This window comes from Kitasatospora sp. NPDC056273, assembly GCF_042268845.1.
In the GTDB taxonomy this organism is placed as follows: domain Bacteria; phylum Actinomycetota; class Actinomycetes; order Streptomycetales; family Streptomycetaceae; genus Kitasatospora.
Genome location: NZ_JBHJSJ010000024.1, coordinates 69,178 through 84,071 on the forward strand (window position 1 = coordinate 69,178; position 14,894 = coordinate 84,071).

Annotated in this window: 11 protein-coding genes; 3 read left to right on the plus strand and 8 right to left on the minus strand. The window is 75.1% G+C overall.

From position 1 onward, the window contains the following. Positions 1–33: 33 nt before the first annotated feature. The 3 genes from ACFCY1_RS22275 to ACFCY1_RS22285 all read right to left on the minus strand — a co-directional run bounded on the left by ACFCY1_RS22275 (position 34) and on the right by ACFCY1_RS22285 (position 4,356). On the minus strand, positions 34–1,929 hold the full coding sequence (locus ACFCY1_RS22275; protein WP_375875721.1) for a CocE/NonD family hydrolase: 1,896 nt from the start codon (positions 1,927–1,929) through the stop codon (positions 34–36). A gap of 222 nt (positions 1,930–2,151) precedes the next feature. Further along, positions 2,152–2,976: a Mut7-C RNAse domain-containing protein gene (locus tag ACFCY1_RS22280; protein WP_082345763.1), complete on the minus strand. Its 825-nt coding sequence runs from the start codon at positions 2,974–2,976 to the stop codon at positions 2,152–2,154. A gap of 102 nt (positions 2,977–3,078) precedes the next feature. Further along, positions 3,079–4,356, minus strand: a complete 1,278-nt coding sequence (locus tag ACFCY1_RS22285; protein ID WP_074005760.1) for an MFS transporter — start codon at positions 4,354–4,356, stop codon at positions 3,079–3,081. A gap of 468 nt (positions 4,357–4,824) precedes the next feature. On the opposite strand from ACFCY1_RS22285, the gene ACFCY1_RS22290 reads away from it, so the two are divergent. The 3 genes from ACFCY1_RS22290 to ACFCY1_RS22300 all read left to right on the plus strand — a co-directional run bounded on the left by ACFCY1_RS22290 (position 4,825) and on the right by ACFCY1_RS22300 (position 9,234). Further along, the gene (locus tag ACFCY1_RS22290) at positions 4,825–7,272 is read left to right on the plus strand and encodes a molybdopterin cofactor-binding domain-containing protein (RefSeq protein ID WP_375875722.1); all 2,448 of its coding nucleotides are present in this window, start codon (positions 4,825–4,827) and stop codon (positions 7,270–7,272) included. 35 nt (positions 7,273–7,307) lie between these two features. Then, positions 7,308–7,775 (plus strand): (2Fe-2S)-binding protein, encoded by a 468-nt coding sequence (locus ACFCY1_RS22295; protein WP_049652133.1) that lies wholly within the window; start codon positions 7,308–7,310, stop codon positions 7,773–7,775. 301 nt (positions 7,776–8,076) lie between these two features. Beyond that, a complete protein-coding gene (locus tag ACFCY1_RS22300) occupies positions 8,077–9,234 on the plus strand; it encodes an alpha/beta hydrolase (protein WP_375875723.1) in 1,158 nt (385 codons plus the stop codon). Positions 9,235–9,246: 12 nt separating this feature from the next. On the opposite strand, the gene ACFCY1_RS22305 is transcribed toward ACFCY1_RS22300, so the two are convergent. The 5 genes from ACFCY1_RS22305 to ACFCY1_RS22325 form a co-directional block, all read right to left on the minus strand. Next, positions 9,247–9,843: a TIGR03086 family metal-binding protein gene (locus ACFCY1_RS22305; RefSeq protein ID WP_375875724.1), complete on the minus strand. Its 597-nt coding sequence runs from the start codon at positions 9,841–9,843 to the stop codon at positions 9,247–9,249. Positions 9,844–10,019: 176 nt separating this feature from the next. Next, positions 10,020–10,784 carry an SDR family NAD(P)-dependent oxidoreductase gene (locus tag ACFCY1_RS22310; protein ID WP_375875725.1) on the minus strand — a complete coding sequence of 255 codons (765 nt, stop codon included), beginning with the start codon at positions 10,782–10,784 and terminating at the stop codon, positions 10,020–10,022. 276 nt (positions 10,785–11,060) lie between these two features. Then, positions 11,061–11,804: a transglycosylase family protein gene (locus ACFCY1_RS22315; RefSeq protein ID WP_375875726.1), complete on the minus strand. Its 744-nt coding sequence runs from the start codon at positions 11,802–11,804 to the stop codon at positions 11,061–11,063. A 556-nt stretch (positions 11,805–12,360) separates the two neighbouring features. Then, positions 12,361–13,029, minus strand: a complete 669-nt coding sequence (locus tag ACFCY1_RS22320; RefSeq protein WP_049652130.1) for a response regulator transcription factor — start codon at positions 13,027–13,029, stop codon at positions 12,361–12,363. 149 nt (positions 13,030–13,178) lie between these two features. Next, complete coding sequence (locus ACFCY1_RS22325; RefSeq protein ID WP_375875727.1) at positions 13,179–14,879, minus strand: sensor histidine kinase; 1,701 nt, start codon at positions 14,877–14,879, stop codon at positions 13,179–13,181. Positions 14,880–14,894 lie beyond the last annotated feature (15 nt).

A 14,894-nucleotide genomic window follows, 5' to 3' on the forward strand; every position in this document is an offset into this window, starting at 1 on the left:
CCGGCCGAGACCGGGTGCCCCGCGTCGCACCCCTCAGCGCACGACGGGCAGCTCCAGCGCCGAGCCGCGGTCGCCGCCCCAGCCGATCCGGTAGCCCGCCTTCCCGTCGGCCGGGAGCAGCTGGAAGGAGTCGGGGTTGGCGGCCGCGACGGTCAGCCGGATCCGCTCACCGGCCCGGAACAGCACCGAGACGGGCTGGAGGTCGATGGTGACGCGCTGCGCGCGGCCCTGCGGGAAGTCCTCGGCGTCCTCGGCCGCGTAGCTGCGCGGCGTGCGCAGCCGGCGCCAGTCGGGATTGTCCGAGCGGTCCGCCACCGCCCGGTCGGCCAGCGAGAGTTGACCCTCCGTCAGATAGGTGACCCGGCCGTCCGGCGCGACGTCCTCCAGGTAGACGTGCAGGGCGCCGCGGGCCGAGCCCGCCAGGCCGGTGACGTCGAGGGTGACCTTGCCGTTGCCGGTGACCCGGGTGTCGGCGCCCAGCGGTGCGGTGGTGTAGCCGAGCAGCTTGGCGTCGACGGCGGCGCGGTCGGGGTAACTGACCTCGTCGCCGCTGAGGTTGGTGTTCCAGCGGTCCAGCGGGCCGGTGCCCGCGGTCGGGTCGAGGAGCAGCTGGTCGGAGCCGCCGCGGCGGTCGTCCGCCCCGTCGACGGACGAACGGCCCGTGGGCGGGTGGTCGGTGAGCGAGCGGCCCGCGCCGAGGTCGAACCGCCGGGTGCGGGTGCCGGGCACCGGCCAGCGGGTGGTGGTGCGCCAGACGCCCTCGTTGAAGGTGTAGTAGTGCACCCGCCGGGTGCCGTCGGGGCGGGCGTCGCCGCGGACGTAGCGGTCGAAGAAGTCGAGCACCCGCTGGTCGTTCTCCTGGTGCTCCTGCCCAGTGAGCGGGCGGGCGGGCTGGAACGGGTCGGCGAACCAGCCGGCGCCGTGGTTCCACGGGCCGATCCAGTCGTCCTGGGTGTTGGACAGGCCGGTGAACTGGGAGAGCACCCCGTTGGCGGTGCCCGCGTCGAGCCAGCCGGCCCTGGTCAGGACCGGCACCCCGCCGGCCTCGACGGCGTCGGTCCGCTCGCCGACGCTGCCGACCGTCCAGCTCTTCGGCCCGTCCCGGTAGTCGCGGTGGACGCCGGAGTGCGCCATCTCGACCAGGTTGGCGTTGTTCGCGTGCTCGGCGCGCGCGGCGGCGAGCAGGGCGGGGCCGTCGGGCCCGTCGACCGGCCGGGGCTGGAGGCCGGTGAGGCCGATGCGCGCGCAGAGCTGCCGGGTGTCCTCGTCCGTCTCGCAGGTGGTTCCACCGGCCTGGTCGAGGATGCGCAGCAGCAGCGCGTACGGGGCGACCCGGGGTTCGATGAGCAGGCCGCCGGGGCGCACCAGGTCCTCGTAGGGGTCAAAGTCGTAGGAGATCGGGGCGGCGGCGGTGATGTGGTGGTTGCCGAGGGAGATGGCGAGCATCGCGGTGTCGCCGCCGTAGGAGATGCCGGTGGTGCCGATCCGGCCGTTGGACCAGGGCTGGGCGGCGATCCAGTCGCTGAGCGGGCCGCTGTCGGCGGTCACGTCGGCGCCGAGTTCGGAGGTGAGGGTGCCGAAGGAGGCGCCGGTGCCGCGCAGGTCGGCGACCACGTAGGCGTAGCCGCGGGCGGTCCACCGCTCGGCCTCGCCACTGGTGCCGCCGGGTTGGCCGGCCTTGACCCTGGCCCGCCAGTAGCGCTGGGTGACCAGGACGGTGGGCAGGTCGGCGCCGGCCCGGGTGCCCTCGGGCAGGTAGACGTCGACGGCGAGGCGGACCCCGTCCGGCATGGTCACGTAGCGCGACCGCAGATGCGGCTCGACGGGCCCGGCGCTCCCGGCGGCGGCCGCCGGGGCGACCGAGAGCCCGAGCACGGCCGCGGCGGCGACCAGCGCCGCCAGCGGGCGGCGCAGCACTCCCCGCCTCATCGGACGGTCGCCTTCCAGGGGTCTTCCTCCGGGCGTGCCTCGGCCCCGACCGGGATGGTCACCACCGCGGTGTCCGTGTCCCCCGTGTCCGTGGTGCGGAAGGGCTGTTGCCCTGGCTGAGTACTCATACGACGACCTGGCCTCTCTCCTGCGAGTGAGTAGCGTGGTCTCGTCCCCCACCGCCGATGGGACCACGGGCGCCGGGCCGTCCGCCAGAGCGCGCTACCCTGAGACGACCCCGATCCGGCCCTGGCCCTCCCCGGACCCGTGGACCTCCCCGAACTCCCCGACCGGCCCGGGCTCCTGGCCCGGTCCGCCCGCCCGGCCTGGCCCGAAGTCGCGCACCGCCTCGGCGACGATCGCCTCCAGCCGGGCGTGGTGGGCGCCGCGCCAGTAGGCCTGGCCGCAGTCCTCGCACTGGGCGAAGGCGTCGTACGAGCGCTCGGTGCCGTCCCGCAGCTGCTCGCGCACCGAGGTCTTGGTGGCCGGGTGCAGCCTGCCGTTGCAGGCGGTGCAGCGGCTCCACGGGGCGAGCGGCGGCGCGAAGCGGGAGAGCACGTCGCGCAGTTGCTCGGCGGGGCGGTGGCTGTAGACGTAGGCGCCGGCCCACAGTTCGCGGCGGCGCAGCAGGCCGCGGTCGCGGGAGAGCATGATCCGCTGCTCGGCGGCCGAGCGGGCGGCCAGGGCGGCGTCGCCGATGTCGGGGTTCTCGTACGCGGCGTCCACGCCGAGCAGGCGCAGCCGGCGGGCGAGGGTGCCGAGGTGGACGTCCAGCAGGAAGCGCGCCGGGACGGGCGAGGGCTGCGGCCTGGCCACGGCCCGGACGGTGATCTCCTCGCCGTCGGCCGGGACGTGGCTGTCGGGCACCGCCCGGCCGTCCACCAGCAGGGCGCCGACCTCGGTGAGCGGCACCCCCAGGGACTCGACGACGTGGCCGAGGGTGGAGGCGCCGTCGGTGCGCAGCGCGGTACGGCCGGCCCGCCGGGGCGCGGAGACGAAGAGGTGCAGCTCGGGGGCGAAGTCGAGCTGGATCTGGGGTCGGTCCACGCGGCCAGCATGCCAGCGGGCGGCGGCCCGGGGCCACCGGGTTTCCGGCCCGGTCCCGTTGGACGCTCCCCGGGCCGCCTTGGGGGTTCCCGTCCCGTACGGTCAGGCCCCCGGCGCCGCTCCCGCCACCACCGGGGGCGCCGGCGGCGACACCGCGTGACCGCGGTCCCGGGCCGCCCAGCGGGCGACCGGCCCCATCGCGTACCCCGCCGCGAGGAACACCCCGCCCAGGACCAGCCAGCCGGCCAGGCCCCCCTCCAGCAGCAGCGCGGTGAGCAGCAGCGGTCCGAGGGTGCGGGCGACGGCGACGCCGGTACCGAAGAAGCCCTGGTACTGGCCGATCCGCCCGGGCGGGGCGAGGTCGAAGGCGATCTGCCAGCTGCCGGCCGACTGCCGCATCTCCCCGGCCACCTGCAGGACGGAGGCGGCGACCAGCAGCGCGCCGACCGCCCAGACCGGCACGTCCAGCGCGGACAGCCCGAACACGGCGCAGGAGCCGAGCAGCAGCAGCCCGGCGGAGCGGACCGCCCGGGCGGCCGGTTCCAGTCCGGTGATGCCGCGGGCCGCCCGGACCTGGAAGGCCAGCACCGCGAGGGTGTTGAGCACGAACAGCGCCGAGCCGAGCCAGCCGATCCCGGGGGCGCGCGCGGCGATCCAGAGCGGGATGATCAGGCTGAGCAGCGGCATCCGCAGCAGCAGGACGGCGTTGACCGCGGTGACGGCGGCGTACCGGCGGTCGCGCAGCACGGCCAGGCGCGGCCCGGCGTCCGACGGCCCGGTCGCGGGCGGGGCTTCGGGCAGCCGCCGCAGGACCAGCGCGCCGATCAGGAAGCCGAGCGCGGTGACGGCGAAGGCGGCCAGGTAGGCGGCGCGGGTGCCGACGCTGAGCGCGATGCCGCCGATCGCCGCGCCGACGGCCAGTCCGCCGTTGAGGGTCGACTGGATGTGGGCGAGCAGCGCGGTCCGCTGCGCGGGCGGCACCAGGGCGGCGACCAGCGCCTGCCGGGCGGCGGTCAGGCCGGACTGCGCGGTGGCGTAGAGGCAGACCGCGAGCAGGAACAGCGGGTAGGAGCGGATCACCAGGAAGGCGGCGACCACGGCCGCCGTGCCGAGCGCGAGCGCCATCGAGGTGCGGCGCGGGCCCCGCTGGTCGGCGAGGTGTCCGAGCGGGACGCCGGCGAGGGAGCCGAGCGCCCAGGCGAGGGTGAGGCCGAGCCCGAGGGCGGTCGGGGACATCCCGACCACGCGGGTGAAGTAGAGGGCGGAGCAGGTGTAGTACGCGCCGTCGCCCACGGCGGCGGCCAACTGGGCGGCCGCGAGGGTCCGCTGGGGCCCGGCGGGCGGCAGGGCGCCCCAACGGGCGGTTCGGTCGGACGGCATGCCCCTCCTTCACTCGTTCGCGGGCGCCACCGGCCGGAGGCGTCCGGGCGGTCACCCGCACGCGCCCCAGGGCCGTCAACGCCCCGCGGCCGTAAACGCCTCACGGACCGTCACCCTTGTTCGCGGCCCCCGGACGGGCGGCGCGCGGAGTCGGTCCTCGCAACCGCCGGTTCGGGTGCGCCCCCAGCCTACGGAAGAACCGGCCCAGTGGAATGGTCCAGTGATCAAGGAATTTCCTGGGCCAATTCCCCCTGCCGCCGCACCGTCGACCGACCCCTGAACCCACGTGCGAGGGGCGCCAGTTGGCGCCTCCGAGCCCGTCCCGGCGGCCCTGCTCCGGCCCCGCCCGCAGCTCCGAAGCGCCGTCCGTACCCGCTCCGACTCCGCTCCCGCCGACCGTCGCACAACCGTGATCGGGCCGACCAAGGGCCAACTTTGACCGTGTTGACCCGTCAGTAGCCTCCTTTTATGCTCAACGGCGTTCGCGATCCGGCACCGGCCCGGGGCCGCCCCGCCCGCCCGTTCCGTCGCCGTCTCCGGCCCGAAGGGTGTCCTCCCATCAGCACCTCCCTCGCCCCCTCGGACTCCAACGGCCGACCGCGCGACGCCGGGCACCCGCACGGTACGGCTGCTGCCACGGACACCCCGGGCACCTCCGGCGCTCCGGCCGACCCGGGCCCGGAGGGCACCCGCCGCCGGCGCTTCCTCACCTACCTGCTGGCCGCGCCCACCCTCACCGTCGGCGCCCGCCTCGGCGCCGACGCCGTCGCACCCGCCACCGCACAGGCCGCCCCGCGCCCCGTCCCGTCCCCCGCCGCGGCCGCCGTGCCGGTCCGCGAGACCGCCCTCCCCCAGCAGCTGATCGGCCTGCCCGGCATCCCGGACATCGTCGACCTCGGCGACGCGATGATCATCGCCGGGCTGCCGACCGCCCACCTGCTGGTCCTCGAAGTCACCCCCGCCGGACGCGCCGTGCTGCACCTGCCCCGGCTGGAGGTCGGCCAGGGCCTGACCACCGCGATCGCCGTCATCGTCGCCGAGGAGCTCGACGCCCGGCTCTCCGACGTCGACGTCCCGCTCTCCGACGCCCGCCCCGAACTGCTCTTCAACCAGCTGACCGGCGGCTCCAACTCGATCCGCTCGCTGTACGACCCGGTGCGCGCCGCGGCCGCCGCCGCCCGGGCCCGGCTGGTGACCGCCGCCGCCAGGCGATGGAACGTTCCCGCGCCCACCCTGCGCACCGCCGACTCCGCCGTCCTCGCCCCCGACGGCCGCCGGCTCGGCTACGGCGACCTCGCCGCCGAGGCGGCCACCGTCGCCGCACCCGCCGTCCCGGCCCTCCCCAAGACCCCCGACCAGCTGCGCCTGGTCGGCCGGCCGACCGGCCGGATCGACGCCCGCGACATCGTCACCGGCCGTGCCAAGTACGCCGGGGACCTCGACGTCCCGGGCGCCGTGCCCACCGTGGTCGCCCGCCCGACCACCGTCAACGGCACCCTCAAGTCCCTGGACGCCTCCGCCGCCCGCGCCATGCCCGGAGTCCTCGGGGTGGTGCGGATCCCGACCGGCGTCGCCGTCCTCGCCGAGACCTTCGACCAGGCGCTCAAGGCCCGCGACGCACTGCGCACCACCTGGAACCCGGGGCCGGTCGCCGGCCTGTCCGACGCCGACGTACGGTCCCGGCTGCGCGCCGCCCACCTGCCGTCCCTCCCGCCGCCGCTGCTCTCCCACCGGCTGGAGGGCGAGTTCGACTTCGCCTTCGTCAACCACGCCCCGATGGAGGTGCTCACCGCCGTCGCCGACGTCCGGCCGAACCGGGCCGAGCTGTGGTTCGCCGCGCAGAGCCCGATCCTCGCCCAGGGCACCATCGCCGCCGAACTCGGACTGCCGACGAACGCCGTCACCGTCCACGTGGTGCGCGGCGGCGGCTCGTTCGGCCGCCGGCTGTTCTTCGACGCCGCCCTGGAGGCCGCCCAGGTCTCCAAGGCCGCCGGCCGCCCGGTCAAGCTGATGTGGACCCGCAACGACGACATGCGCCACGGCCGGATGCGCCCCGCCAGCCACCACATCGTCCGGGCCACCTACGGCCTCGGCCAGGTGTTCAGCTGGGAGCACCACGTGGCCGGCGTCCGCACCGACCTCGGGCACGGCCTCGGCGACATGTTCACCGCCGCCGGCTACAAGCTCCCACTGGCCGGGCTCACCGGCGCCGAGCTGTTCTTCCTGCTCACCGAGAAGATCCCGTACGACGTCGGGGTGACCAACCAGCTGCTCGCCGAGGTGCCGCTGGAACTGCACACCGGCAGCTGGCGCTCCGTCTACTCCGGCACCGTCCGGGTCTCCGACGAGATCATGATGGACGAACTCGCCCGCCGGATGGGCCAGGACGAACTGGCCTTCCGCCGCGACCGGATGCGCAGCGCCACCGGGCGGGCGGTGCTGGACGAGCTCGCCAAGCGGGGCGGCTGGGGCCGCCCGATGCCCCCCGGTCAGGCCCAGGGCATCGGCTACCACGACGAGCACAGCGCCTGCGTCGCCTACCTCGTCGAGCTGGACGCCACCGACCGCGCCAACCCCCGGGTCACCAAGGCCGTCGTCGTCGCCGACGTCGGCCGGGTGATCAACCCCACCGGCCTGGAGGCCCAGCTCACCGGCGCGCTGGTCGACGGCATCTCGGTGATCCTCCAGGCCGGCAACCACCTGGACAACGGCGCCTTCCGGGAAGGCAGTTACGGCGACTTCCACTATGCCCGGCAGCGGCACACCCCGCCGGTGGTCGAGATCCACCTGATGCCGCCGAGCGGACCGCCCGGCGGCGCGGGCGAGCTGGGCGTCCCGGCCGCCTCCGCCGCCGTCGCCAACGCCTACGCCCGCGCGACCGGCACCAGCCCGCGCTCCTTCCCGATCAACTTCTGACCACCAGCCGAGCCAGCCGAGGAACCGCGACCCCCATGCCCAGCCACACCTTCGTCCTCAACGGGCAGCCCGTGACCGTCGAGGCCCCGGACGACATGCCCCTGCTCTGGGTGCTGCGCGACAAGCTCGGCGTCACCGGCCCCAAGTACGGCTGCGGGGTGGGCGTCTGCCGCGCCTGCACCAGCCACCTGGACGGCCAGGAGTTCCAGCCCTGCACCCGTTCCGTCAAGGACTGCGCGGGCCACACCGTCACCACCATCGAGGGCCTGGCCGACGGCGAGGTGCTCCACCCCGTCCAGGAGGCCTGGCTCGCCTGCGACGTCGCCCAGTGCGGCTTCTGCCAGCCGGGCCAGATCATGACCGCCGTCGCCCTGCTGCGCCGCACCCCGAACCCGACGGACGCGGACATCGACCAGATCCAGAACATCTGCCGCTGCGGCACGTACCCGCGCATCCGCGAGGCGATCAAGCAGGCCGCCACCCGGCAGGGCGCCAAGCCCTGAGCCCTGGGCCCGGGTTCGGCTTCGGGTTCGGTCCCGCCGCCGACTTGCCGTCGGTCCTCCGCCGCTCCGAACCCTGGCGTCACCGGTCCAGACCACCCAGGTCCTCTCTTTCGGATCACGTCGGATCAGCGCGCGGCGTCGGAGTGCGTGCATCGCAAGGCGGAGGAGGGAGTCCATGCGGAGCATCGGCGACCGACGACAACGCGGCGAGGTGCGTGCTCCGGCGTCGCGCGCCCGGCGTGATCCGAAAGAGAGGGCCTAGACTGACCGGGCCCCGTCGCCGAGCCGGCAAGGATGACGCATGATCAGGCGCCGTTCACTGCTCGCCCTCACGGGCCTGGGCGGGACCGCCGCCCTGCTGCCCGCCGCGCCCGCCCTCGCCGCGCCGGTCGCTCCGACCGCCCCGCCGCGCACCATCGACCTCCCCGCGCCCACCGTCGGCCGGCCGGTCGGCACCACCAGCCTGCACCTGGTCGACCACGACCGGCTCGACCCCTTCGCGCCCACGCCCGGCCCGCGCGAGCTGATGGTGCAGCTCTGGTACCCGGCGCGCGGCACCGCCGGCCGGCCCCGCGCGCCGTACACCACCCCCCGGGTCGCGGCCGTGATCGAACAGGCCCTGCCGCTGGCCCCGGGCACCCTCGGCCTGGTCCGCCCCACCGCCCGCGCCGGCGCACCCGCCCACCCCGGCCCGCTCCCCCTGCTGCTGCTCGGCCACGGCCGCAAGGGCGGGCGCAGCAACTGCACCGCGCTGGCCGAGGAGTTGGCCGCGCACGGCTACCTCGTCGCGGCTCTCGACCACACCTACGACGCCGCCGCCGTCGAGTTCCCGGACGGCCGGCTGGTGCGCAGCGTCCTGTCGGAGGAGCCGCCGGACTGGGACGCCGCCGAGCGCGAGGAGATCGCCGCGCGGGTCGGCGACCTGCGCTTCGTGACCGGCCAACTGACCGGCGGCCGGCTGCCGTTCCGGGTCGACGAGGCGCGGATCGGCGTGCTCGGCCACTCCATGGGCGGAGCCGCAGCCGCCGAGGCGCTGCGCCAGGACCCGCGCTTCCGGATCGGCCTCGACCTGGACGGCGGCCTGTTCGGCTCCCCCGTCCCGGAGCTCGGGCTGGACCGGCCGTTCCTGCTGCTCACCTCGCTCGACGACCACGACACCTGGCGGCGCTGGCGCGAGCACCACCACGCCTGGGGCCGCCAACTGCGCACCCTGGGCGCGGGCCACTTCAGCTTCACCGACCTGCCGCACGCCGCCGTCCCCGGCAACCTCCCGGGCCACCTGCCCCCCGAGCTCTACGCCGCCCTGCTCGGCACCATCGCGCCCGCCCGCGCCACCGCACTCACCCGCACCTACGTCCGGGCCTTCGCCGACCACTTCCTCCGCGACCGCCCCGCCCCGCTCCTCGACGCCCCGTCCCCGCGCCACCCGGAGATCGAGTTCCGCTGGAGCCGCCGGTAGGCGTCCGACGCCTCAGGTGACCGCCGGGTCGCGGCCGAAGAAGGCGGCGAGCCGGTCGTACGCCGGGGCGTCCTCGGGGACGTCGACGGCGGGCCCGAAGGCGTGCCGCTCCTCCTCGGCGCCCCGGTACTCGGGTTTGAGCGCGCCGGTCGCCCAGGCGAGCGCGGCGAGCGCGACCTCGTGGTCCAGGCCCTCGGTGGACTGGCCGGTGGCATGGGCCAAGTCCCAGCCGTGGACGGCGAATTCGGTGGTCTGCTGGTCCACCGGGAAGCGGGCCGGGAGGGTGCCGACGCCGGGGACCTCCAGGGTGCCGCCGAGGTCGCCGGCCGCGCGCCAGGCGTCGACCAGCTCCTCCGCCCCGGCCTCGAAGGCGTGCAGCCAGTCCTCCTCGACCCGTTCGAAGGGCTGCGACCAGTCCGGCTGCCCGCCCTTCGCCCGGACGGTGAACTGCCGCAGGTCGTGCAGGAGGTGGCTGACCAGGTCGCCGACGTCCCAGGAGCGGCAGGGCGTCGGGTGGCCGGCCAGCTCGACGCCGGTGCCGTCGATCAGCCCGGCGGTCTGCGCGAGCGCCCGGGCGAGCAGCCCGATCGGGTCTTCCGCTGCGGTCATGGCACACCTCTCGGTACGGGTCCCGGTCCGGGAGCACGGGTCGTGCCGGGCGATCGTAAGCGCGTGCGCCGACAACCGCCCGGCGCGACACCGGGCCCGCCGCCGCCCGGGGCGCGCCCCGCGGATCCCTGCCGGGCCTGCGGGACACGCCCCGGGGGCCTGCCGTCGAACCCGCGTCAGGCGGCGAAGCCGCCGTCCACCGCCAGCTCGGCGCCGGTGACGTACCGGCCGCCCTCGCCGACCAGGTAGGAGACCGCGGCGGCGACCTCCGCGCCGGTGCCGAAGCGGCCGAGCGCGGTGAGCTCGCGCTGGCCCTCCGCCGCGGGGCCGCCGGCCGGGTTCATGTCGGTGTCGATCGGCCCGGGGTGGACCAGGTTGGCGGTGATCCCGCGCGGCCCGAGCTCCCGGGCCAGCGCCTTGGTCAGGCCGATCAGCGCGGCCTTGCTGGTCCCGTACAGCGTGGCGCCGGGGAAGGCGACGCGCTGGGCTATGCAGCTGCCGAGGTTGACGATCCGCCCGCCCTCGGTCAGGTGCGCGGAGGCCGCCCGGGCGTACAGGAAGGGTGCCCGGACGTTCACCTCCAGGACCCGGTCGACGTCCTCCAGCGTGAGGTCGCCGATCGGGCCGAGGACGCCGACGCCCGCGTTGTTCACCAGGACGTCCAGCCTCCCGAACCGCTCGACGACGGCCTCGACCACGCCCCGCACCGCCTCCGGGTCGGCGCTGTCCGCCCGTACGGCCCAGCCGGTCCGCCCCATCGCGGTGATCTTCGCGGCGACCTCCTCGGCCCGCTCCGCGCCGCCCTGGTAGGTCAGCACCACATGGGCGCCGTCCTCGGCCAGCCGCAGGGCGACCGCCGCCCCGATCCCCCGGCTGCCGCCGGTCACCAGGGCCACCTTGCCCTCGAGGCTGTCGAGCGCTGCCGCACCGTTCATCGTCATATCTCCAGAACTCCTCGTTCCGATCTCGGACATGACTCGATCCTGGCCCGGGGCCCTTCAAACCTCCGGCGGTATTCGGACGTTGCGTTCAACGTTCAACCAAGTCGCGACGTGCTCCCGTGCCCCGGCGTGTGCGCCGACCACCGGTGGTGCGGTCCGACCGCCGGCCGCCCGGCCCGGGGCTCCCCCGGGAACGGACCGCGAACGCGCCGGGACCGTCCGAGCGGCCGCCCTGATGGGGGCGGCCGCTCGGGCGGTCGGACAGCCGTCAGTCGGTCAGACGGTCAGCGTCTGGCCCGGGAAGATCAGGTCCGGGTCGGCGCCGATGGTGCGCAGGTTCTTCTGGTACAGGCTGTCCGTGTCGGTGCCGAACTTGGCCGCGATGTCGCTCAGGGTGTCACCGCTCCTGACGGTGTAGCCGCCCGCGGCGGTGTTCTTCGGCGCGACCGGCGCGGACTGCGCCGGCTTGGCCGAGGGCTGCCCCTTGGGCGCCTGCTGCGCGGCCGCCGGCTTGGCGGCGGGCTTGGCCGCGGGCTTGGCGGCCTTCGTGGCCGGCTTCGCGGCGGGCTTGGCCGCCTTGGCCGCCGTGCCGCCCGAGGTGTCGGCGACGGCCGGGGCGCCGCCCTTGCCCAGGCCCGCCCTCTGCGAGCAGACGGGCCAGGCGCCCGCGCCCTGCGAGGCGAGGACCTTCTCCGCGACGGCGATCTGCTGCGCCTTGGTCGCCTTGTTGGCCTGGGAGGCGTACGCGGTCCCGCCGTACGCGGCCCAGGTGGACGGGCTGAACTGCAGTCCTCCGTGGAAGCCGTTGCCGGTGCTGGTGCTCCAGTTCCCGCCGCTCTCGCACTGGGCGACGGCGTCCCAGGTCGAGGAGGTAGCGGCGGAGGCCGAGGTGGCCGTGACGAGGCCGGCCACCGGCAGGGCCGCGACGGCGGCGCCCGCGAGGACCGCCATCCGCACGCGGTGGCGCTTGGTGGTGGCGGTGGTGTCGGTGGCAGCGGCGGTCTCGTGACGGGGATTCATACAGTTCCTCTCGACAAGTCCCGGGTGGGCATGCGGAACCAGGCCCGGGACATGGGCCGGCAGTCTTTCGCTCACCTCACTCGACGGGCGGCCGGACACGTGTCGGACGTGCCGTGCCGCCCCGGTCACCTCCGCACGCCGACGGCCTGTTCGAGCCGGTCTCGTCGGCGGGCACCGCCCTCACGCCGCGGGTCAGTCGGCGGGCAGTGCGTCGGGGTGAACCCGGGTGGCGCTCGTTGCGCCGCCAATGAAGCTAGGGGGCATCACCCGGACGCAGCAAGCAATTCTTCGACGTCGCAGGTCAGTTGACTGTTACCGGCGGTACGGGTCAAAAAATCATGCCCGATTTGACCATTTTTGACCAGATTTCCAAGATCAAACGGTCAAATTCCGTGCCCTCACTCACACCTGTCCGCCCGAGAAAGCCGTCACACCATCCACGCGGAGGAACCGTCAGCTGACACACCGTCACCACCGCACCCGGAGTTCCCGGTTCCGCGCCGCCGTCGAGTGGCATCCGTCACGCCCGACACGTACAGCGACCGCGCGAACACCCTCAGCGACGGCCGTCGAGCTCCGCGTCCCGCGCCAACAGCGCCGCCTGGACCCGGTTGTCGCAGCCCAGCTTGGCCAGGATCCGGCTGACGTAGGTCTTCACCGTCGCCTCGCTCATGTGGATCCGCGCCCCCGCGTCGGCGTTGGACAGACCCTCTCCGAGCAGGGCCAACACCTCCAGCTCGCGCGGGGTGAGCACCTCCAGCCGACGCCGCGCCGCGACGGCGCGGGCGGCCAGCGAGGCACTGCGCCCGGAGGCCAGCGAGTCGACGATGTGCCGGGTCGCGGCCGGCGAGAGGAAGGCGTTCCCGCCCGCCGCCGCCCGGACGGCCTGGATCAGCTCGTGCGGTGCGGTGTCCTTGAGCAGGAAGCCGGCACCGCCCTCGGTCACGGCGCGCAGGACGTTCTCGCGCTCCCCGAAGGTGGTGAGGATCAGCGCCCGCGCGCCGGGGGCGACCTTCGCCAGTTCCCCGAGCGCCGTCAGCCCGTCCATCACCGGCATCTGGATGTCCAGCAGCACCACGTCCACCCGGTGCGCCCGCGCGAGCTCCAGCGCCTCCCGCCCGTCGGCGGCCTCCGCGACCACCTCGATGTCCTCGGCGGAACCGAGGATCATCCTGATTCCGGCCCGGATCAGCGGCTCGTCGTCGGCGACGAGGACTCGGATCACGCTGGTCATTCCCCTCGAACGGTGCTGTGGGCTGCGGCACCATCCTCACATCCCGGCAGGACCGTTCCGAACCACCCCGATCCGGACCACCGTGATCCGAAACCGGCCCGGCCCGCCCGGCCGGGGCACCCGCCCGCGCACGGGGGCACTCAACCGCTGATCACGTACTCCTGTTTCTCCACCAGTGCCCCGTCCCGGAAGCAGAATCGCGCCACGTGCTCCTCGTTCCAGCCGGCGCCGGGCGCCCCGTTCAGGGCGAACCAGCGGCAGTGCGCGCCCTCCGGGATCTCGGGCCCTGTCCCCTTATACGTGTCGGTGATGAAGTCGTTGCCGCGCGGCAGCGTCTGCAGCACCTCGGACTCGGCGGTGCCCACCCTGATCTGGTCGTACATCGGCTGCTGCACGGTCGCGTCGTTGGTGCCCTTGACGAAGGCGACCACGCCCCAGACCACCAGGCCGAGCACGGTCACCGCGATCGCGACCACCCCGAGGGCGCAGCCCATCGCCGGACTGCGCCGCTTGCGCTCCGGCTCCTCGACGGGCGGCAGTCCGTCCAGCATCCAGTCCTCGGCCCCGTCCGCCGCCGCGTCCTGCTCCTCCCCTTCATAGGGGAGCACCGCCGCCAGCCGGAAGCCCTGCTCCGGCGTGGGCCCGGCGTGCACCATGCCGCCGACCAACCGGGCGCGCTCCCGCAGGCCGGTCAGTCCCTGACCGCCGCTGACGGCCGCGCCCACCCCGACGCGTGCCCCCACGAGCTCCGGCGCGCGGGCGTTGGTGACCTCCACCACCAGCGCGTCCGGCTCGTACCGCAGCGCGACGCCGATCGGCGCGCCTGGAGCGTGCTTGTGCGCGTTGGTGAGCGCCTCCTGCACGATCCGGTACGCCGCGTGGTCGACGGCGGCCGCCAGCGGACGCCGCTCCCCCTCCACGGTGAGGTCGATCCCGGCCCCGGCCGCCCGGGAGGACTCCACCAGCCCCTCGATCCCGTCCACCCCGCCCCGGGCCGACGCCCCGGCACCCGCCCCGGTGGCCGCCGACCCGGCGGTGGGCACCCCGACGGCCGCCGGGGTGGTGGCCGGCACCGCCGTCGACTCGTCGTGCAGCACCCCGACCACCTCGCGCAGCTCGCGCATCGCCGCGACCGCCGCCTGCCGCAGCACCCCGACCGCCTCGCGCTGCCGGTCGGTGAGCGTCCGGTCCACCTCCAGCGCGCCCGAGTGCACCGAGATCAGTGCCAGTTGGTGGCCCAGGCTGTCGTGCATGTCCTGGGCGATCCGGTGCCGCTCGCGCAGCCGCGCCTGGTGCACCACCATGACCCGCTCGCGCAGCAGCTGCTCGTTGCGCTCGCGCAGCGCGTCCAGCAGGGCGCGGCGCTGCGCCCGGTAGCGGCCGTAGAGCGCGGGCAGCACGGCCACCACCAGGAAGGCCCCGAACGACAGCGGCAGCAGCAGCTTCGGCGAGAACGAGGCGCCCTCCTTCAGCACGCCCGTCATGGTGAACAGCGCCCAGCCCACCACGAAGGTGCCGACCAGCGACCAGACCCGGCGGATCCGCGCCCCGGCCGTCCAGCCCGCGCAGACCAGCATCGGGATCGGGCCGACCGCCCAGCCGGCGGCGGCCGCGACGACGACCAGCACGGTGGCCGGCAGTCCCTTGCGCAGCACCCACGCCACCGCGACCCCGACGCCGACGAGCACCGCCTGGCCGGTGTTGGAGAGCAGCTCCATCAGCGCGGCGAAGCCGCCCATCATCAGGGCGAGCAGTGCCTCGCCCACGACCCGCCGGGGCCGCCAGGGCCCCGGCAGCGCCGTCCGTACCGCCGTGTTCCAGGCCCGCGCGATCGCTTCCACCCGTCGAGGCTATCG

What these genes read in the sequence shown, in the direction of transcription:
- ACFCY1_RS22275 (WP_375875721.1), bottom strand. Translation starts at nt 1,929, where the DNA reads ATGAGGCGGGGAGTGCTGCGCCGCCCGCTGGCGGCGCTGGTCGCCGCC.
- ACFCY1_RS22285 (WP_074005760.1), bottom strand. Translation starts at nt 4,356, where the DNA reads ATGCCGTCCGACCGAACCGCCCGTTGGGGCGCCCTGCCGCCCGCCGGG.
- ACFCY1_RS22290 (WP_375875722.1), top strand. Translation starts at nt 4,825, where the DNA reads ATGCTCAACGGCGTTCGCGATCCGGCACCGGCCCGGGGCCGCCCCGCC.
- ACFCY1_RS22295 (WP_049652133.1), top strand. Translation starts at nt 7,308, where the DNA reads ATGCCCAGCCACACCTTCGTCCTCAACGGGCAGCCCGTGACCGTCGAG.
- ACFCY1_RS22300 (WP_375875723.1), top strand. Translation starts at nt 8,077, where the DNA reads ATGATCAGGCGCCGTTCACTGCTCGCCCTCACGGGCCTGGGCGGGACC.
- ACFCY1_RS22305 (WP_375875724.1), bottom strand. Translation starts at nt 9,843, where the DNA reads ATGACCGCAGCGGAAGACCCGATCGGGCTGCTCGCCCGGGCGCTCGCG.
- ACFCY1_RS22310 (WP_375875725.1), bottom strand. Translation starts at nt 10,784, where the DNA reads ATGACGATGAACGGTGCGGCAGCGCTCGACAGCCTCGAGGGCAAGGTG.
- ACFCY1_RS22315 (WP_375875726.1), bottom strand. Translation starts at nt 11,804, where the DNA reads ATGAATCCCCGTCACGAGACCGCCGCTGCCACCGACACCACCGCCACC.